Source organism: Pseudomonas sp. Au-Pse12 (genome assembly GCF_021341665.1).
Lineage (GTDB): Bacteria > Pseudomonadota > Gammaproteobacteria > Pseudomonadales > Pseudomonadaceae > Aquipseudomonas.
Genome location: NZ_JAJTTH010000007.1, coordinates 140959 through 157435, shown reverse-complemented (window position 1 = coordinate 157435; position 16477 = coordinate 140959). Strand labels below are relative to the sequence as shown.

24 protein-coding genes are annotated in these 16477 nt (G+C 61.1%); all 24 read left to right on the top strand.

What is annotated here, in order from left to right; genetic code table 11:
* Window positions 1-54: 54 nt before the first annotated feature.
* The 24 genes from LXM55_RS20850 to LXM55_RS20735 all read left to right on the top strand — a co-directional run bounded on the left by LXM55_RS20850 (window position 55) and on the right by LXM55_RS20735 (window position 16476).
* Window positions 55-276 carry a transcriptional regulator gene (locus LXM55_RS20850; RefSeq protein ID WP_233322109.1) on the top strand — a complete coding sequence of 74 codons (222 nt, stop codon included), beginning with the start codon at window positions 55-57 and terminating at the stop codon, window positions 274-276.
* Window positions 277-278: 2 nt separating this feature from the next.
* Window positions 279-593, top strand: coding sequence for a CII family transcriptional regulator (locus LXM55_RS20845; protein WP_233322108.1), 315 nt, complete (start codon window positions 279-281; stop codon window positions 591-593).
* 29 nt (window positions 594-622) lie between these two features.
* Window positions 623-1498 carry a DnaT-like ssDNA-binding domain-containing protein gene (locus LXM55_RS20840; protein ID WP_233322107.1) on the top strand — a complete coding sequence of 292 codons (876 nt, stop codon included), beginning with the start codon at window positions 623-625 and terminating at the stop codon, window positions 1496-1498.
* Window positions 1455-2066, top strand: a complete 612-nt coding sequence (locus LXM55_RS20835; protein ID WP_233322106.1) for a hypothetical protein — start codon at window positions 1455-1457, stop codon at window positions 2064-2066. Before LXM55_RS20840 ends, LXM55_RS20835 begins: the two co-directional genes overlap by 44 nt.
* Window positions 2059-2502, top strand: a complete 444-nt coding sequence (locus LXM55_RS20830; RefSeq protein WP_233322105.1) for a RusA family crossover junction endodeoxyribonuclease — start codon at window positions 2059-2061, stop codon at window positions 2500-2502. The genes LXM55_RS20835 and LXM55_RS20830 overlap by 8 nt, the downstream gene beginning before the upstream one ends.
* Before the next feature lie 31 nt (window positions 2503-2533).
* Window positions 2534-3163 carry a hypothetical protein gene (locus tag LXM55_RS20825; RefSeq protein ID WP_233322104.1) on the top strand — a complete coding sequence of 210 codons (630 nt, stop codon included), beginning with the start codon at window positions 2534-2536 and terminating at the stop codon, window positions 3161-3163.
* A 54-nt stretch (window positions 3164-3217) separates the two neighbouring features.
* The gene (gene gvpU, locus LXM55_RS20820; RefSeq protein WP_233322103.1) at window positions 3218-3592 is read left to right on the top strand and encodes a gas vesicle accessory protein GvpU; all 375 of its coding nucleotides are present in this window, start codon (window positions 3218-3220) and stop codon (window positions 3590-3592) included.
* Between the two features lie 174 nt (window positions 3593-3766).
* Window positions 3767-4051, top strand: a complete 285-nt coding sequence (locus tag LXM55_RS20815) for a holin (protein ID WP_233322102.1) — start codon at window positions 3767-3769, stop codon at window positions 4049-4051.
* Window positions 4048-4575, top strand: a complete 528-nt coding sequence (locus tag LXM55_RS20810; RefSeq protein WP_233322101.1) for a glycoside hydrolase family protein — start codon at window positions 4048-4050, stop codon at window positions 4573-4575. Before LXM55_RS20815 ends, LXM55_RS20810 begins: the two co-directional genes overlap by 4 nt.
* Window positions 4576-4826: 251 nt before the next feature.
* A complete protein-coding gene (locus tag LXM55_RS20805; protein ID WP_233322100.1) occupies window positions 4827-5336 on the top strand; it encodes a DUF2829 domain-containing protein in 510 nt (169 codons plus the stop codon).
* A 12-nt stretch (window positions 5337-5348) separates the two neighbouring features.
* A complete protein-coding gene (locus LXM55_RS20800; RefSeq protein ID WP_233322099.1) occupies window positions 5349-5801 on the top strand; it encodes a lysis system i-spanin subunit Rz in 453 nt (150 codons plus the stop codon).
* 2 nt (window positions 5802-5803) lie between these two features.
* Complete coding sequence (locus tag LXM55_RS20795; RefSeq protein WP_233322098.1) at window positions 5804-6043, top strand: hypothetical protein; 240 nt, start codon at window positions 5804-5806, stop codon at window positions 6041-6043.
* A 15-nt stretch (window positions 6044-6058) separates the two neighbouring features.
* Window positions 6059-6598, top strand: coding sequence for a terminase small subunit (locus LXM55_RS20790; protein ID WP_233322097.1), 540 nt, complete (start codon window positions 6059-6061; stop codon window positions 6596-6598).
* On the top strand, window positions 6570-8078 hold the full coding sequence (locus LXM55_RS20785; protein ID WP_233322096.1) for a terminase: 1509 nt from the start codon (window positions 6570-6572) through the stop codon (window positions 8076-8078). The genes LXM55_RS20790 and LXM55_RS20785 overlap by 29 nt, the downstream gene beginning before the upstream one ends.
* 2 nt (window positions 8079-8080) lie before the next feature.
* Window positions 8081-8398 carry a hypothetical protein gene (locus LXM55_RS20780; protein WP_233322095.1) on the top strand — a complete coding sequence of 106 codons (318 nt, stop codon included), beginning with the start codon at window positions 8081-8083 and terminating at the stop codon, window positions 8396-8398.
* Window position 8399: 1 nt separating this feature from the next.
* Window positions 8400-10094 (top strand): portal protein, encoded by a 1695-nt coding sequence (locus LXM55_RS20775; protein WP_233322094.1) that lies wholly within the window; start codon window positions 8400-8402, stop codon window positions 10092-10094.
* Complete coding sequence (locus LXM55_RS20770) at window positions 10094-10429, top strand: Bbp19 family protein (RefSeq protein ID WP_233322093.1); 336 nt, start codon at window positions 10094-10096, stop codon at window positions 10427-10429. The genes LXM55_RS20775 and LXM55_RS20770 overlap by 1 nt, the downstream gene beginning before the upstream one ends.
* On the top strand, window positions 10426-11169 hold the full coding sequence (locus tag LXM55_RS20765; protein ID WP_233322092.1) for a hypothetical protein: 744 nt from the start codon (window positions 10426-10428) through the stop codon (window positions 11167-11169). The genes LXM55_RS20770 and LXM55_RS20765 overlap by 4 nt, the downstream gene beginning before the upstream one ends.
* 19 nt (window positions 11170-11188) lie before the next feature.
* Window positions 11189-12181 carry a major capsid protein gene (locus LXM55_RS20760; RefSeq protein WP_233322091.1) on the top strand — a complete coding sequence of 331 codons (993 nt, stop codon included), beginning with the start codon at window positions 11189-11191 and terminating at the stop codon, window positions 12179-12181.
* A 35-nt stretch (window positions 12182-12216) separates the two neighbouring features.
* Window positions 12217-12657: a Bbp16 family capsid cement protein gene (locus LXM55_RS20755; RefSeq protein ID WP_233322090.1), complete on the top strand. Its 441-nt coding sequence runs from the start codon at window positions 12217-12219 to the stop codon at window positions 12655-12657.
* Window positions 12658-12667: 10 nt separating this feature from the next.
* Complete coding sequence (locus LXM55_RS20750) at window positions 12668-13024, top strand: hypothetical protein (protein ID WP_233322089.1); 357 nt, start codon at window positions 12668-12670, stop codon at window positions 13022-13024.
* A 59-nt stretch (window positions 13025-13083) separates the two neighbouring features.
* Window positions 13084-13683 carry a hypothetical protein gene (locus LXM55_RS20745; RefSeq protein ID WP_233322088.1) on the top strand — a complete coding sequence of 200 codons (600 nt, stop codon included), beginning with the start codon at window positions 13084-13086 and terminating at the stop codon, window positions 13681-13683.
* Complete coding sequence (locus LXM55_RS20740; RefSeq protein WP_233322087.1) at window positions 13680-16022, top strand: hypothetical protein; 2343 nt, start codon at window positions 13680-13682, stop codon at window positions 16020-16022. The genes LXM55_RS20745 and LXM55_RS20740 overlap by 4 nt, the downstream gene beginning before the upstream one ends.
* Window positions 16009-16476, top strand: coding sequence for a hypothetical protein (locus LXM55_RS20735; protein ID WP_233322086.1), 468 nt, complete (start codon window positions 16009-16011; stop codon window positions 16474-16476). The genes LXM55_RS20740 and LXM55_RS20735 overlap by 14 nt, the downstream gene beginning before the upstream one ends.
* Window position 16477: the final 1 nt, after the last annotated feature.

Below are 16477 nucleotides of genomic sequence, written 5' to 3'. Positions count from 1 at the left end.
TACTAAATTAGCCAATGCCTTATTTTTGCTCCGTCACTCACGGAGAAACCCCCCATGAAACCAGCAGAGGCAGCTCTTGCAGCGGCCAAAATCATTGGTAGTCAGGCCGAAATGGCCCGCCTGCTCGACGTAAAGCCGCCCACTGTTAGTCAGTGGTGCTCGGGGGAGCGTCCAATTCCGGCGGCTCGGGCCGTTCAGATCGAAACCCTTACCCAAGGTCAGATCAAACGCGAAAGCCTTTGCCCTGGTTTTCCTTGGGCCAGTGCGGCGGCCTGACCATGAGCGCGGACAAATTAAGCTCCGAACAGGCCTCAAGGGCACGCGAGTTCGAAGCCCTGTTCTTGACCCGACTTTTGTCGGTGGGCCAGAAGAACCTGGCGACTTCAGTCGACTTGAGCGAGTCGGCTATTTCCAACTGGAAGAAAGAGGGAATCATCGAGCGCTTCTGCAAGGCGCTGGCGGTTCTCGATCTCCAGATGGTCCCGCAGTCGGCCATCGTCACGAACGCGGACTATCTGCGCTCGCTTGAAACCCTGGCAGAGCTTGGGCTCAAGGCCGAGAAGAAGCGGCCGGGCCCGTTGGGGTGGGACTGACCATGGATTGGCTCAGGCTCTGGCACGACATGCCCAACGACCCCAAATGGCGGACCATCGCCCGCGTATCGGCACAGCCAATTGCCCTGGTTCAGGCCATGTATGTGCATCTGCTCGTTGATGCGTCACGAAATGTCACGCGTGGTCACGTGACAGTCACGAAAGAGGACATTGCGTCAGCTTTGGACGTGACAGACGAACAGGTCGAATCGGTTTTCGAAGCCATGCAGGGCCGTGTTCTGGATGGTGACTACGTCACTGGCTGGAGCAAGCGACAGCCCAAGCGCGAAGACACTGGAAGCTCTGAAAGCGGTGCCAAATCAGCTGCCCAGCGGAAAAGGGAGCAGCGCGAGCGCCAGAAATCGGCCCAGGAAAAGGAAGAAGGTCACGACGAGTCACGCAAGGTCACGGGAAGTCACGACAGATTAGATAAGAGAAGAGTAGATAAAGAAACACCACCACCACCGCGCGAGGACTTTCCGGATTCGCGCTGCAAGTTCGCCATGCACGAACACTGGGAGCCCGACGCGAAGTCATTCGCCGCGGTGCTGACCCTCAACGGCCTTTCGGGCCAGGTCTTCGATCAAGACCAATTCCTCGAATTCAAATCCTTCTGGATCGCTTCCCCAGACGATCACCGAACCCAGGCCAAGTGGGAGCACGCGCTCGCCCAGCACCTGAAGCGCGGTATGCGCAGCGACCAAGCAAGCGGGAGAAACGCCAATGCTACCCAGCAACCCCCATCGCGAAATGCCCAAGACCATCAAGGCCATGGTGCCCAAGGTGGCCACCAACGACCTGCTAAGCCGGGCCCCCTCTCTGCTCCAGACCGTGTCCGCGCCGCAATCGAAGCCCGAGAGAATGCCGCAAGCGCTGATGGACAAGCTCTGGATCAAGATGGCTGAGTTCTACGGGCACCGCTGGACGTCGAGCTTTGGTGTGATCGCAGATCCGGACCACACCTGGTCCAAGGTCCTGCAGGGGATCACTGGTGCGCAGCTCGCCAACGGCTTGAACACCCTGGTAGAGAAGGGGGCAGAGTTCGATTGGCCGCCGCCTGCGAACGTCTTCCGGGAAATGTGCCAACAGGTCAAAGGCTTGCCGAGTACGGCCCAGGCCTGGGACGAAGCCCTGCGCGGTACGTACACCCACAAGGCCGTTGACGTCGCCGCCGAAGCCACCAGCAAGTTTGACCTGAGTACCGCGAATCACGGCGACAAAGCCCTGTTCCAGCGCTTCGAGCGCAACTACGCAATCGTCATGCGCCGCGCACAGACAGGCCAGCCCCTGGAAGGGCGTATCGCCAAGGGCATCACCCACGACAGCATGCGTCCACGCGAACAGATCCAGCTGGAGCAATCCCAGGCCGAGGCTGACCGCATCGTCGAAATCCTGGAGATCCCGAAGGACCCCAAGGCCTGCCGCGCCATGCTGCTGGCCAAGCTCGGTATCAGGAGGGGCACCCATGTCTGATCACAAACCCGTTTCGTTCGTCGTGCCTGGGGAAGCTGTGGGGAAGGGCAGGCCCAGGGTTTCCACCATCGGCGGCCATGCCCGTATGTTCACGCCGAAGAAGACCGCCAACTACGAATCGCTTATTGCCGTAGCTGCGCAGCAGGCCATGCAGGGCCGCGAGCTGATCACCGGCCCAGTGCTGGTGGAACTGAAAATCGCCGTGGGCATTGCCGTGTCCTGGTCGAAGAAGAAAACCGCTGCAGCACTGGCGGGCCAGGTCATGCCGACGAAAAAGCCCGACGCCGACAACGTGCTGAAAGCGATCTGCGATGGGATCAACGGGATCGTTTTCAAGGATGACGTGCAGGTCGTCAACGTCTCCATGAGCAAGCGCTTTGCCGAAAAGCCTGGCGTCTCGGTCCGTGTGGTGCCGCTGGAGGGCCTGCCATCGTGAACTACGCAAAACTACGCGGTAAGGGGTGGCCATGAGACTGACCAGCGCACGGATGGCCTGGCACGATTGCTACTACACGCCATGGGACAGCGTCATGCACCACGGCCTGGAGGGGGCGAAGCTGGGGAAGCGCGGCTACGTGGCGAACGAAACACGGCCTGAGCGTTGGGAGAACCTGGGCAGGTGCGCCCACATGGCCATTGCCGGCCGGGTGCAGAACGCTATCGCCAGCCTGCCGCTGGAGTACCAGGCATTCGGGCACCACCTGTACGCCCCGGTGATAACCACCGAACAGTCGAATGCGTGGGAAGAGGCCGCCCACGGACTGCTGGCCGGCGGTGTTGATCTGGCGCTACGTGAGCGGGGCGAGAAGCGGCGGTGTTTGGACTACAGCCGGGAATACTACGTCGCCCGGGGCGTCCTGGTGCGCTACCGCCACATGGTCCAGGGGGGCATGGGCGCCAACCCCGACCCGATGGCAAACCCGTGGGTGTTCCGCGGCTGGCTGGCCGACCACCACGGTGTCGAGCTGGACAGCCGCAACTGGACCCGCAACTGGGGCTGGCTGGTGCAACTGATGTTCGATACGCTCGGCGAGATCGATCGGCTTGTGCTTGCTCCAGTCGGGCGCGTTCTGATCGAGGAGAGGGAGGCCGCTTGATTGTTTGGTTACCAGCCCTTAGCCAAGCGGTAATTCAATTTCTAGGAGAGAAACGTGAAAGATCCATTCTTGGCGACATTGGTAAAAACTGTTCATGATCATAGTTTGTCGTTCGGTATAACCCTTATCACTCAAGGTGGTGTGATATCTGGCCATCTGATCTCGACGAAGGAGTACTTCGAAGATTTCTCCAACTCAATTGCCAATGCTTGGCCTGGCGGTCCCAGTGAGGACGTGCGTTCAGGCTTTGCCGCATGGAGCGAGTTCCGGAAGGCGGACGACGCTGGGCATGATGAGTTCATCCATCTGAAAAACGCTCGATATGTCTACGGCAATCAGCTGGTGCCGAACGGAAAAATTGGCATCTTGTGGCGCGGGAAGTTGTCCGAGGTTACTGGATTCTCGCTGGGTGCATGCGAAGTGAGTTGACACCGATGTGCGGGTTTTGGCATGATTTCTCCACGGTGTGAAGTCGCACCCGAAACCCAGAAACCCGCCTAGAGCGGGTTTTTTGTTGCCCAAATTTCAATCCTGAGCCCTGCCATCGTGCAGGGCTTTTTCGTTTCTGGAGGCCCCATGAAAGCCCCAGCCAGGAGTTCACAAATGCCCAACCCTGCACCAGAGGGACTTTTTGAGGTGGTGGGTGCATCCGTCGCGAACAAGGGCATGATCGCCGGCGGCGCTGCCGGTTTCATCGGTTGGATATCACAGGTCAACTGGATCGGGATTTCTGGCGTGGCGGTTGCCGTGCTCGGCCTGCTGATCAATCTCTACTTCCAGGTGCGCAAGGACCGGCGGGAATCCGCAGAGCGCGAGGCACGAGAGCTTCGGGAGTCAGCCGAAAGTGCCGCCCGCATCGAAATGTACCGCTCTCGGTGTGACGTATGAGCCCGCAACTGCGCCAGCGCATCGCCGTGGGCCTGCTGAGCCTGAGCGCTGCTGGCTTCGGAGCCTGGAAGGTCAGCGAGGGGTTCACCGACCACGCCGTGATCCCTACGAAAGGCGACGTGCCCACCCTGGGCTACGGCTCCACGCGCTGGGAGGACGGCACCGCGGTCAAGATGACCGACACAATCACCCGGCCCCGGGCCGAGATCCTGGCCCGGAACCTGAACAGCCAGGCGGAAAAGGAGTTCGCCGCCAGCCTGCCGGGCGTGAAGCTCTACCAGGAAGAGTTCGACGTGTATCTCGACTTCGTCGGCCAGTACGGGATCGGCACCTGGCGCAAGGGTTCCCCGCGGCGGTACCTGCTGGAAGGCAACTACGTCGGCGCATGCGAGGCGCTACTGCTGTACCGGTTCGCCGCCGGCTACGACTGCAGCACCAAGATCAACGGCAAGCCCAACAACCGCTGTTGGGGTGTCTGGCAGCGGCAGCTTGAGCGCCACGCCAAGTGCCTATCCGTCCAATAACCCGAGGGCAACACAATGAACACTATCTCCGTAGGCCGTTTGTTCATCGCCAAATGCGGCCAAGCTGCTGGCGCCCCGCTGGTTGATCGCGGAGTCACCAACGAACGTGGCGATCTTGGCGGTCGACGTGGTCGGTGCTTCGTTGTTCGCCCGCCGTTCGCCCACAACAGACCGTGCCGCGCCATCGCTATCGGCTGGTGGGGCAAGTGCAAGGCCGCTCAGTAACCAATCACAACCCCGGAGCACTACCCATGAGCAAACAATTCATTGGCACCAAGATCGTCTTGGCGCTGGCCATGACGCGCCTGGCCTACAACGAGTACCGCGGCTGGACGCTGCCAGCGGACGAGAATGGCGCGGACGATGGCTACCTGGTCGAGTACACGGACGGCGGCGCGCCCAACCACCCAGCCCATGGTGGCTACATCAGCTGGTCGCCTAAGGCACAGTTTGACGCGGCCTATCGGCCTACCAATGGCCTCAGCTTCGGCCTCGCCATCGAAGCATTGAAGCTTGGCAAGCGCGTTGCGCGTGCTGGCTGGAACGGTAAAGGCATGTGGCTGGTGTTGGTCCCAGGCACACCAAGCGCCCAGCTGCGCGAGGGTACGCCGTACCGCGAGGCTCTGGGCTTGGCTGAATGCGAGATCTTGCCGCATATCGACATGTGGACCACCAACGCCGACGGCCGTCGGGCCATGCTCCCCGGCTGGCTTGCCTCGCAGACCGACATGCTTGCCGATGACTGGCAAGTGATCGCCTGATCGGTGGCCACCATGATCCGGTATCTGATCGCCGCCCTGGTGGCCTGCCTGTTCCTGATCTACGGCGGATGGCAGCGCATCCAGGCCCAGGCCGTTGCACTCGATGCTGCAACAGCGCGCAACACGCAACTTGAAGCCGCCGCCGCTTCCCGCCGCAACACCCAGCGCCTGCTGGCCCAGCTCGACACCGAACACACCCAGGAGCGCGAACGTGCGAACCAGACCAATGCAGGCCTTCTTGCTGCTGTCGCTGCTGGCGAGCGCCGGCTGTCAGTCCCAGCCCGTTGCCCCTCTGTGCGAACCGCCGCCGGCGCCACCGGCTTGGATGCTGCAGAAGCGCGAGCCGAACTTAACCCAGCGGCTGCTGAACGAATTGTCCGAATCGCCAACGACGGCGACGACGCAGTAAGGGCTCTGGCCGGCCTGCAGGACTACGTCAGCCGCTTCTGTCTAAAAGGAAACTGAATATGACCCAGAAAAACTTCAAAGTCCGCTCTTTCGAGGAAGTCATCGATATCACCGCAGAGCGAATGGCGCTTGTCGGGGACGGGGTGCGCTTCTTCATCGGCGAGCGTGTCACCTCGGCGTTCTCCCGTTACCTCTGGATTCAGGAACAGACCCCAGCACCTGAGCCAGTTGCTCCGACCGAACCAGTCGAGCCAGAACCTGTGCCAGAGCCGAAAGCTGATCCGGCCGACGCAACCTAAGGAGAATCACCACCTATGGCCCTGACAGCAAAGCAGCAGGCATTCGTCGCCGAGTATTTGCTCGACCTGAATGCTACCCAGGCGGCTATCAGGGCCGGCTATGCCAAGCGCGGGGCCAAGGACCAGGCCTGGCAGAACATGCAGAACCCCGAGATCTTGGCAGCCATCAAGGCGGCAATGGAGGCTCGGAACAAGCGCACGCAGGTAGACGCAGACTATGTGCTGCACCGGCTTACCGAGATCGACCAGATGGACGTTCTGGACATTCTCGACGACGACATGTCGGTCAAGCCGCTTTCGAAGTGGCCCAAGGTCTGGCGCCAGTACCTGGCGGGCTTCGATCTTGCCGAGATGTTCGAAGGGCAGGGCAAAGACAGGTCAATGGTCGGCATCCTGAAAAAGCTGAAATGGCCTGACAAGGTCAGGAACCTGGAGCTGCTGGGCAAGCACGTCAATGTGAATGCCTTCCGCGACCAGGTGGCGGTCGACGTCAGCCTCACCCTTTCGGAACGGATGGCAAAGGCCAGTGAACGCGCCCGCAAAAATCGATCTTGAGCAGCAGCTGGTCGAGGACATTCTAAGATTCGCCGACGACCCCCTGGGGTATGTCTGGTACGCCTTCCCCTGGGGGGAGCCGGGCACCGAGCTGGCGAACAAGGCCGGCCCCAGGCAGTGGCAGATCGATGTTCTGGACTCAATCGGCAAGAAGATCCGGGCAGGGGCTCAGGACCTGGGCGAGATCATCCTCGAAGCTGTGGCCAGTGGTCACGGCATCGGTAAATCGGCGCTGGTGTCCTGGATCATCAAATGGGCGCTGGATACGAAGGTTGATACCCGCGGCGTGGTCACGGCCAACACCGAGACGCAGTTGCGCACCAAGACCTGGCCCGAGGTCGCGAAGTGGAACCGGCTATCGATCACCAGCCACTGGTTCCGGCTCACCGCTACGGCGCTGATCAGCACTGACCCAGAGCACGAAAAGAACTGGCGCGTAGACGCCGTGCCATGGTCGGAAACCAACACCGAAGCGTTCGCCGGCCTTCACAACGAGGGCAAACGCATCCTGCTGGTGTTCGACGAGGCATCGGCCATTGCAGACCTGGTGTGGGAGGTAGCCGAAGGGGCCCTGACGGACGAGGGCACGGAAATCATCTGGACGGCCTTCGGCAACCCGACAAAGACCACCGGACGTTTCCGGGAGTGCTTCACCAAGTATGGCCACCGCTGGACGCACCGCCAGGTCGACAGCCGCACGGTCGACGGCACCAACAAAACGCAGATCGCCAAGTGGTTGGAAGACTACGGCGAGGACAGCGACTTTTTCCGCATCCGTGTACGCGGCATGTTCCCGAGGGCTTCCGACTTGCAATTGATCCCAACCGACTGGGTCGCCGAGGCGATGCGGCGTGATCCCGTCTATGGCATGGACGACGCCCTGGTCTGCGGTATCGATATCGCCCGTGGCGGCGCCGACAACAACGTGATCAGGTTCCGCCGCGGCCTCGACTCCAAGTCGATTCCAACGATCAAGATCCCCGGCAGCGAAACCCGGAACACCACGCTGTTCATCGCCAAGGTCTGCACGGTGGTGCAGGAGCACCGGCCGGACGCGGTGTTTGTGGACTCCACGGGGGTAGGTGGTCCAGTGGCCGACCAACTGCGCCGGCTGATGCCTGGCGCGGTGATCATCGATATCAACTTCGCCAGTGCGGCCCCGGACCGGCACTACGCGAACATGCGGACCTATATGTGGTGGCAGATGCGCGAAGGCATCCGCGCCGGCCTGGCGCTGGACGTGTGCACGGAGCTTGAGGCCGAACTGACGTCGCCGGAGTACGCCCACAACACCAGCGACCAGATCCAGCTGGAGAAGAAGGCCGATATCAAAAAGCGCCTGGGGATCTCGCCAGACGACGCCGACGCGCTGGCCCTTACCTACGCAATGCCGGTGATGAAAAGCCAATTCACCAGCGCCGGAGGCGGCCGCGGTAGCGAGCTGGAATCCGACTACGACCCATACGCCCAGGAGGCATAAACATGTGCGGTAGCGCCCTCAATAAGATCATTAAACCGATCCACAAAATCAGTGACCCGCTGGACCTGTTCAAGAAGGCCGGCCTGCCGACCTCGTTGGATTTGATCCAGGACGAGCCCAAGGCCGCTGCGGCAATCGCAGAGACTACGGGTAGCACAGCTGCAGCCCCTACCACTTCTAGCGACTCGGTCCAGGCAGCGGTCGAGGCCGAGCGCCGCCGCCGGCTTGCCCAGTCCGGCCAGAACTCCACAATTCTGACGGGGTCCGCCGGCCTGCTGGGCAATGCCAGCACCAGCCAGAAAACCCTGCTGGGGGTGTAAGTTGGCCGACTCCCTCCGCGAGCGTCTGGAGAAGACGAACGCCCGGCTACGGAACGAGCGGGACAGCAACTGGCTCTCGGAGTGGCGCGACCTGGGCGACTTCATGAGCCCGCGCTCTGGCCGTTGGTCCAGTACCGACACCAACAACGGCAGGCGGCGTGATCAGAAGATCATCAACCCGCAGGCCACGTTCGCCGCAAGGACGCTCGGCGCCGGGATGCATACGGGGATGACGAACCCCGCATCCCCCTGGGTGAAGTTCGGGCCGCCGGACCCTGGCATGGCCGAGTTCGCTCCGGTCAAAGCCTGGTTGTACTCGGTCGAGAAGGCCATGCGCGAAGTCATGGCTAGGTCGAACCTGTACAGCGTATTGCCGAACCGCTACTCGGAAGAGGGCGTGTTTGGTACTGCGCCCATGGTGGTACTGCCAGATGAACAGGATCTGATCCGCGCCTACCCCCTGGCGGTCGGTAGCTACATGCTGGCCAACAACAGCCGCAACCAGGTGGACACGCTGCACCGTGACTATCGGATGACGGCCCGCCAGATGGCGCAGCAGTTCGGCGAAGCTGCGTTGAGCCCAACGGCTCGCAATGTCCTGAGCAACAACCCAGAGGCCTGGATTGACATTGTCCACGCGGTTGAGCCAAACGATATGCGCGAGCCCGGCCGCCAGGACAACACCAACATGGCCTTCCGCTCCGTGTACTGGGAGAAGGGCAGCGATAAAGACTCGGTGCTGCGGCAGTCAGGGTTCAAGACCTTCCCATGCATGGCCCCGCGCTGGGACGTGCTGGGTGAGGACGTCTATGGCACTGGCCCTGGGTCGATTTGCATCGGCTCCACCAAGGCTGTGCAACTGATGGAGCGCCGCAAGGCCGAAATGATAGAGAAGGGGGTGCGCCCGCCGATGGGGGCCCCTGTGAGCCTCAAAGGGCAGCGAGCATCAATTCTGCCTGGTGGTATCACCTACCTGAACGATCAGCAGCTCGGGGCCAAGTTTGAGCCGCTTTACATGGTTAACCCGGCCTGGATCACCCAGCTGCGGGGCGAGATCCAGGCGGACAGCAGCATCATCGATACCGCGTTTTTCGTCGATCTGTTCCTGATGATCAGCCAGATGGACAGCGTCCGGACGGCCTACGAAATCGCAACACGCAAGGAAGAGAAGTTGCTGATGCTGGGCCCGGTGCTGGAGCGCCAGACCGATGACCTGCTGGACCCGCTCGTCGATATGGTTTTCAACCAGATGCTGGAGCAGTCCATTCCGCGCTGGATGGGGCTTCTGCCCGGGGCGCCGCTGATCCCGCCGCCGCCCAAGGAGCTGCAAACCCTTGAGCTGCGTGTCGAGTTCACCAGCATCCTGGCCCAGGCCCAGAAAGCTATTGGGGTGTCGAGCATTGAGCGTGCGATTGGCTTCGCCGGCACGGTGGCCACCACAACCCAGAGCACCCAACCCCTGGACCTGCTCGACGCTGACGAGGCCATGCGCCAGTACTTCGACCTTATCGGTGTGCCGCCAACCCTGGTCCGTGCTGACGACATGGTGGCCGAGATCCGCCAGCAGCGCGCCGAGGCGGAACAGCAGGCGGCAATTCAGCAACAACTCGGTAGCGCTATCGAAGGCGCGCAGTTGCTGAGCCAGACCGATACCAGCGGCAACAACGCGCTGACCCAGCTCGCGGGGGCTCTCTGATGGACCAGCAGGACGAGCAGCAGCAACGCGAGCAGACCCTGGCCGAGCAGATCGCTCGGGCGCAGGAGATCGCCGACTTTCGCTGGCTGATGAACGATCCCCGCGGCCGCCGCTTCATGTGGCGATCGATGGGGCGCTGTCGAGTGTTTCAGCCCTCAATCGGCCCGACCGATGCCGCAACGAACTTCAACGAAGGCCAACGCAATGTTGGCCTTTTTCTTTTGGGTGAGATCAACGAGCTCTGTCCGGCGCTGTTCTCCGTGATGGCTGCGGAAAACGCCCAGCAACCAGTAGAGGAACCACCAATGAACTACGCACAGGAGGCTGATCAATGAATCGCCTGATGATGAAAATGATGGGCTTTGGGGTGATGAACGAGGCCGGGGCTGATGGTGCTCCCGGTGGTGGCGCGGTCCCGGCTGCTGCACCTGCACCCGCTGGCGAGGCAGCCCCAGCGCCAGCCGCGCCGGCGGCGGATACGACGCTGCTGGGCCAGGCTGCACCAGCCGCTGACCCTGCCGCCCAGGCCGCTCAGCAGACCCCTGAACAGAAAGCAGAAGCCGAGGCCGCAGCGCAGAAGCTGGCGGACGAGAAGGCGGCCAACAGCGCGCCGGAGGCCTACGCCGACTTCACGTTGCCAGAAGGCTACGAGATGGACGGGGAAATTCTTGAGTCGTTCAAGGGCCTGGCCAAGGAACTGAACGTTTCCCAGGACAAGGCCCAGAAGTTCATCGACTTGCAGACCCAGCTCGCCACCAAGCAGGCAGAGGCTTACCAGGCAGCGGTCGTTGCCCAGGGACAACAGTGGGCGGCCGAGATCAAGAACGACCCCCAGCTGGGCGGCGAGAACTACGACAAGAGCGTCGCCAGCGCTGTGAAGGTCATTCAGGCCTTCGGTGACAAATCCCTTTCCCACCTTTTGAACGAGTCCGGCCTGGGCAATCACCCGGCGCTGTTCAAGTTCTGCCATCGCATCAGCGCGGCTATCTCGGAAGACAAGTTCGTCATGCCAGGCAGCCAAACCACCACCGGCCGCAAATCGAACGAAGAAGTGTTCTACGGCGGCAACTCTTAATTCATTGGAGTAACAACGCATGGCTATCAAAGTAAACACCGCCGTCACCTTGGCGGACTGGGCAAAGCGTCAAGACCCAGACAACAAACAGGCTCGCATCGTCGAGATGCTGACCCAGACCAACGAAATCCTCACTGACATGCTTTGGCTGGAAGGTAACCTGCCAACCGGTCACCGCACCACCGCACGCACCGGCCTACCCAAAGGCACCTGGCGGGCACTGAACGGCGGTATCGCCACCGGAAAATCCACTACTGCCCAGATTGATGAAACCTGCGCAATGCTGGAAAACCTTGGTGTAGTCGATGAGGCGCTGGCCAATCTGAACGGGAACACTGCCGCTTTCCGGCTTTCGGAAAACTCGGCTTTCATCGAAGGTATGAACCAGGACATGGCCACCGGCCTGTTCTACAACAACGACGCTCTTGCCCCTGCCCAGTTCTTGGGCATGGCGCCGCGCTACAGCGACAGCACTGCGAAGAACGGCCAGAACATCATCAAGATGGGGGGGGCAGGTTCTGACAACACGTCGATCTGGCTGATCGTTTGGGGCGACCAATGTGTTCACGGCATTTATCCGAAGGGTTCGAAAGCTGGCATTGAACACAACGACATGGGTATCGAGCTCGTGGACGACGAAACCGGCAAGAAATTCCGCGCCTATCGCGACCACTACAAGTGGGTTCCCGGTATTGCTCTGCGTGACTGGCGTTATGCCGTACGCGTTTGCAACATCGATGTTTCCGATCTGATCGCCGACACCGATGGTTCCAGTGTGAAGATCATCGAGGCGATGATCCGCGCGGTTCACCGCATTCCAAACCTGAAAATGGGCCGCGCTGCGTTCTACATGAACCGCACCATTGCCGAGTGCCTGGATATCCAGGCGATGAACAAGAAAAACGTCCAGCTCAAGATTCAAGAGTACGACGGCGAGTTCATCACCAGCCTGCGTGGGGTGCCATTCCGCACCGTTGACGCCCTTCTCAACACCGAAGCACCAGTGGTTTAAGGCTGCTGGTAACTGGTTCATTGGAGACCAAAAACATGATCACCGACAAACTGAACACGTTCAGCGAAGCGCAGGACGTTACCGCTACGGCGGCATCAACTGACGTTATTGACCTGGGCCCGCTGACCCACGGAAACATCCGTCGCGATATCGGCGCGGGCGAGCCGATCTATCTGGTAGTGGCAACCCTGGTTGCTGCTGCTGCCGCTGGCGCCGCCACCACCAACATCCAGTTGCAGACCAGCGACGACAACAGCGCCTGGGTCACGCTGTTCGATTCTGGCCCGCTGGCCCTGGCCAACTTGAATGCCGGAGCTCGTCCGGTTCAGGTCGCCGTTCCCCGCGGCGTCCGTCGCTACCTTCGTGTGAACTACGTAATCGGCACTGGCCCACTCACTGCTGGTCGATTCTGGGCTGGCCTGGTCAAGGACGTTCAGGACAACATCAAGTACGCCTCTGGCTCTGTGATTCTGTAAGGGGAAGACCATGCAAGTTACTGCAAAAGCGCGCGGCTACTACGGTGGCGGCATCAAAGAGATTGGCGAAACCTTCAACATCGCCAAACCGGAACACCTGGGCAGTTGGATGCAGCCAGGCAAAGAACTGCCAGAGGCTGTTGAGCAGAAGTACACCGGCTATGTGGCAGCACGCGGCGCGGCGGGTAAGTTCGTCGTCAAGGACGCAGCGGGCCAGATGGTTGGCGCGTTCACCGGCAACAAGGCGGAAGCGGAGGCAGAAGCGGATCGCCTGAATGCCGGTGGCGAGCTCAACCCACCACCAGCCTCTGACGCGCCTCCACCTGGTGGCGGTGACCAGGACGACGACAACGGGCCAGACGCCTGACCCATAGCAACAACCCTCTAGGGCCCTTCGGGGCCCTTTTTCTTTTCTGAGGTTTCCTCATGCCAAGCGATATCGAGATCTGCAACATCGCATTGTCACGAGTTGCGGTTACCCAGCCTATCGCGTCGTTTACTGAGCACAGCAAGCTTGCCGAGCTCTGTCGTACCTTCTACGCGCAGTTGCGGGAGCAGGTGCTCCAGGACTTCCCCTGGCCCTTTGCTGGGGCCCATGTGGCGCTGGCTGATGTTGGGAGCCCGGCGCCGGGCTGGCGCTTCAGATATCGCTACCCAGCCAACTGCCTATTTATCCGGGGGATCGTCAGCCCGTCCTGGCGCAACGCTCCAACCAGTGACGCCGAGATCCCTTTTCAAGTTGGCTATGACGCTGGTGGGCGGGTAATCCATACGGACCAGGCCGACGCATCGGTGCGTTACACATTCAAGGTCGAGGATCCGACCCATTTCGCCCCGCTATTTGTCGATGCTCTGGCGTGGCGTTTAGCAATGGAACTTGCGTTACCAGTTAGCTCGAAGCCTGAGTACAGGGCCTTCTGTGAGCAGGAGTATCAGAAGGCGCTGACGGTGGCCGAGGGCGCAGCATTCCGCGAGTCGCAGGACGGCCCCGAGCCCGAATCGGAGTTTGTGGCGGTGCGCTCATGACTTCTGTTCTGCAACCAACCTTTGCCGCCGGCGAGCTTTCGCCGTCGGCCAGCGCGCGAACCGACATAGCCCGCTATTTCACAGGCTTGAAGCTGTGCCGAAACTTCATGGTGATGCCATACGGCGGCGTCCGAAACCGCCCTGGCACGCGCTTTGTCTGCGAGGTGAAGGACTCGACGAAGAAGTGCCGAATCATCCCGTTCCAGTTCAACGATGTGCAAACGTACATTCTGGAGTTCGGCGACCTGAACATGCGGGTGATCAAGGACGGCGGGCAGGTGCTGTACAGTTCCGGCCCGAATGCTGGGCAACCGTTTGAGCTGGCTGTGCCTTATACACAGGCCGACCTGGGCCCGCTGAACTTCACGCAGTCGGCTGACGTGATGACCTTCGCGCACCCAGGCTACAAGCCGCGCGAGCTCAGTCGTCTTGCCCACGACAACTGGACCACTGCCGAGCTTAGCCTGGCGCCGCGGATCGTGGCGCCGGCATCCGCGACCGCTACCAGCCTGGGCGGCTCCGGGGTCCAACAGTCCTGGCGATACCAGATCACCGCGGTCCTCGACGATGGCAACACCATCGATGAGTCGTTGCCAGTGACCTCCAACGCGATCAACGTTTTCGCGGACACGATGGCCGCGACGGTCGTCTGGCCTGCGGTGGCTGGGGCCAGCTACTACATCGTCTACAAGGACAACGCCGGCGCCGGCATCTATGGCTTCATCGGCCGGGCCACGGCGCTGACCTTCACCGACCGAAATGTCACTGCCACGAAAACCGACACCCCACCGAACGGCAATGACCCCTTCGTCGGCACCGGTAACTATCCTGGCGCCGTCGGCTACTACCAGCAGCGCCTGGTGTTCGCCGGCAGCGACAACAAGCCGCAAACCGTCTGGCTGAGCAAAACCGGGCTGTTCAAGAACTTCGGCTTCTCCACGCCGAATAAGGATGACGACGCGATCACCTTCACCATTGCCAGCAAGGAGGTGAACCGCATGCGGCACCTGCTGGGGCTGAAACGGCTGCTGGGGCTCACGTCTGGCGGGGAGTGGAATTTTACCGGGGCGGATTCAGGCCTGAGTGCGAAAACCATCCGTGCCGACCAGGAAGGCTACGACGGTTCATCTACTGTTCCACCAGTGGTGGTGGGCAACAGCGCGGTGTACCTGCAGGCCCGTGGCAATCGCGTGTCGTCGTTTGGTTACTCGCTTGATGCTGATGGGTTCAAGGCAACAGACCTGACCATTTTCAGCGCTCACCTGTTCAGGGGGCGCGAGCTCACGAATGTGGCGTATCAGAAAATCCCCGACTCAATCGTCTGGTATGTCCGGGATGACGGCAAGCTACTGGGCCTGACGTATCTGCCCGAGCAGCAGCTGGTGGGGTGGCATTGGCACGACACTGATGGGTTCGTCGAGTCCATCGCTTGCATCCCGGAAGGGCAGGAGGACGCCCTTTACATGGTGGTCCGCCGAACGATAGGCGGGGTACAGCGGCGCTACATTGAACGCATGGCCAGCCGCCAGGTCGAGGCCGTAGAAGAGGCATTTTTTGTCGATTCAGGCCTGACCTACGACGGTCGCAACAAAGACGATGCAAAGTCCCTGACGTTGACGGGCGGGACTTCCTGGAACTATCCCGAGGCGGTGACGCTCACGGCAGTGGGGCACGCCCCTTTTTCCACCAGCAGCGTGGGCAATCGCTATTCACTCACCAGGGTTATCGAGGAATACGACAGCGACCCGGCCACCAGCATCGTGCGTGTTGAGGTTGTGGCTTACGTCAGCCCCACGGTGGTGACCGCCAAGCTGCTGATTGTCTGCCCCGAGGAACTGCGGGGGTTCTCCACCAGCACCTGGGCCCGGCAGGTGAAGGTTCTTTCCGGACTGGACCACCTGGAAGGCAAAAAGGTGTCCGTCCTGGCAGACGGTAGCGTTCATCCACAGCGTGTGGTGTCGGACGGATTAATCTCCCTGCAGGAGTACGCAGGTATTGCACACGTTGGCCTTCCGTACCTGTCGGACATGGAGACGCTCGATATCGAGAACCGCGACGCCCGGGAAACCTTGCTTGATAAGAAAATCGCCGTCACCTCGTTGACGATCCTGGTCGAGACCTCGCGGGGTATTTTCGCGGGAGCTGATAAAAAACACCTCTACGAGTACAAGCCGAGCCGCGATAACTACGAACTGCCCATTGAGCTGCTGACCGGCCAGGCGGCGGTGACGATCGGCAACGACTGGAGCGGCAAAGGCCGGATCTTCATCAGGCAGGCTGACCCGCTGCCGCTCACGGTGCTGGCGGTGATTCCAGAGGTGACCTATGGCGGAAGCTGAAGTGTTGCCGGTATCCGTGGACGATATCGCCGAGATCCTGCCGTTCGTCCGCCAGGCTGATATCGACGAGATCAGCGAGGCCCTGGGCGTGCCCATGGAACGGGCGCTATATGACGCCATCACCGGCAGCCTGAACGCCCGAAAGATCGTCGCTGGCGGCAAGGTCGTGGCCGTCTTCGGGGACGCGGTCTACAGCGTTCTGGGCTCGGTCGGCGTTCCCTGGCTGATCAGTACCGTGCATGTCGAGCAGCACGCCCGGGCCTTCCTCAAGGTCTGCAAGCCCGAGGTGCAGGGAATGCTGACCCGCCATCACCACCTTCTGAACTACGTCGACGCCCGCAACACAGCCGCCATCCGGTGGCTGCGGTGGCTCGGCTTCCACTTTTCACCGGCCGCCCCATACGGCGCGCGGCGGTTCAAGTTCCATAAATTCACACTGAGTCGTGGGGAATAAC

What these genes read in the sequence shown, in the direction of transcription:
- LXM55_RS20850 (WP_233322109.1), top strand. Translation starts at nt 55, where the DNA reads ATGAAACCAGCAGAGGCAGCTCTTGCAGCGGCCAAAATCATTGGTAGT.
- LXM55_RS20845 (WP_233322108.1), top strand. Translation starts at nt 279, where the DNA reads ATGAGCGCGGACAAATTAAGCTCCGAACAGGCCTCAAGGGCACGCGAG.
- LXM55_RS20840 (WP_233322107.1), top strand. Translation starts at nt 623, where the DNA reads ATGCCCAACGACCCCAAATGGCGGACCATCGCCCGCGTATCGGCACAG.
- LXM55_RS20835 (WP_233322106.1), top strand. Translation starts at nt 1,455, where the DNA reads ATGCCGCAAGCGCTGATGGACAAGCTCTGGATCAAGATGGCTGAGTTC.
- LXM55_RS20830 (WP_233322105.1), top strand. Translation starts at nt 2,059, where the DNA reads ATGTCTGATCACAAACCCGTTTCGTTCGTCGTGCCTGGGGAAGCTGTG.
- LXM55_RS20825 (WP_233322104.1), top strand. Translation starts at nt 2,534, where the DNA reads ATGAGACTGACCAGCGCACGGATGGCCTGGCACGATTGCTACTACACG.
- LXM55_RS20815 (WP_233322102.1), top strand. Translation starts at nt 3,767, where the DNA reads ATGCCCAACCCTGCACCAGAGGGACTTTTTGAGGTGGTGGGTGCATCC.
- LXM55_RS20810 (WP_233322101.1), top strand. Translation starts at nt 4,048, where the DNA reads ATGAGCCCGCAACTGCGCCAGCGCATCGCCGTGGGCCTGCTGAGCCTG.
- LXM55_RS20805 (WP_233322100.1), top strand. Translation starts at nt 4,827, where the DNA reads ATGAGCAAACAATTCATTGGCACCAAGATCGTCTTGGCGCTGGCCATG.
- LXM55_RS20800 (WP_233322099.1), top strand. Translation starts at nt 5,349, where the DNA reads ATGATCCGGTATCTGATCGCCGCCCTGGTGGCCTGCCTGTTCCTGATC.
- LXM55_RS20795 (WP_233322098.1), top strand. Translation starts at nt 5,804, where the DNA reads ATGACCCAGAAAAACTTCAAAGTCCGCTCTTTCGAGGAAGTCATCGAT.
- LXM55_RS20790 (WP_233322097.1), top strand. Translation starts at nt 6,059, where the DNA reads ATGGCCCTGACAGCAAAGCAGCAGGCATTCGTCGCCGAGTATTTGCTC.
- LXM55_RS20780 (WP_233322095.1), top strand. Translation starts at nt 8,081, where the DNA reads ATGTGCGGTAGCGCCCTCAATAAGATCATTAAACCGATCCACAAAATC.
- LXM55_RS20770 (WP_233322093.1), top strand. Translation starts at nt 10,094, where the DNA reads ATGGACCAGCAGGACGAGCAGCAGCAACGCGAGCAGACCCTGGCCGAG.
- LXM55_RS20765 (WP_233322092.1), top strand. Translation starts at nt 10,426, where the DNA reads ATGAATCGCCTGATGATGAAAATGATGGGCTTTGGGGTGATGAACGAG.
- LXM55_RS20760 (WP_233322091.1), top strand. Translation starts at nt 11,189, where the DNA reads ATGGCTATCAAAGTAAACACCGCCGTCACCTTGGCGGACTGGGCAAAG.
- LXM55_RS20755 (WP_233322090.1), top strand. Translation starts at nt 12,217, where the DNA reads ATGATCACCGACAAACTGAACACGTTCAGCGAAGCGCAGGACGTTACC.
- LXM55_RS20750 (WP_233322089.1), top strand. Translation starts at nt 12,668, where the DNA reads ATGCAAGTTACTGCAAAAGCGCGCGGCTACTACGGTGGCGGCATCAAA.
- LXM55_RS20745 (WP_233322088.1), top strand. Translation starts at nt 13,084, where the DNA reads ATGCCAAGCGATATCGAGATCTGCAACATCGCATTGTCACGAGTTGCG.
- LXM55_RS20740 (WP_233322087.1), top strand. Translation starts at nt 13,680, where the DNA reads ATGACTTCTGTTCTGCAACCAACCTTTGCCGCCGGCGAGCTTTCGCCG.
- LXM55_RS20735 (WP_233322086.1), top strand. Translation starts at nt 16,009, where the DNA reads ATGGCGGAAGCTGAAGTGTTGCCGGTATCCGTGGACGATATCGCCGAG.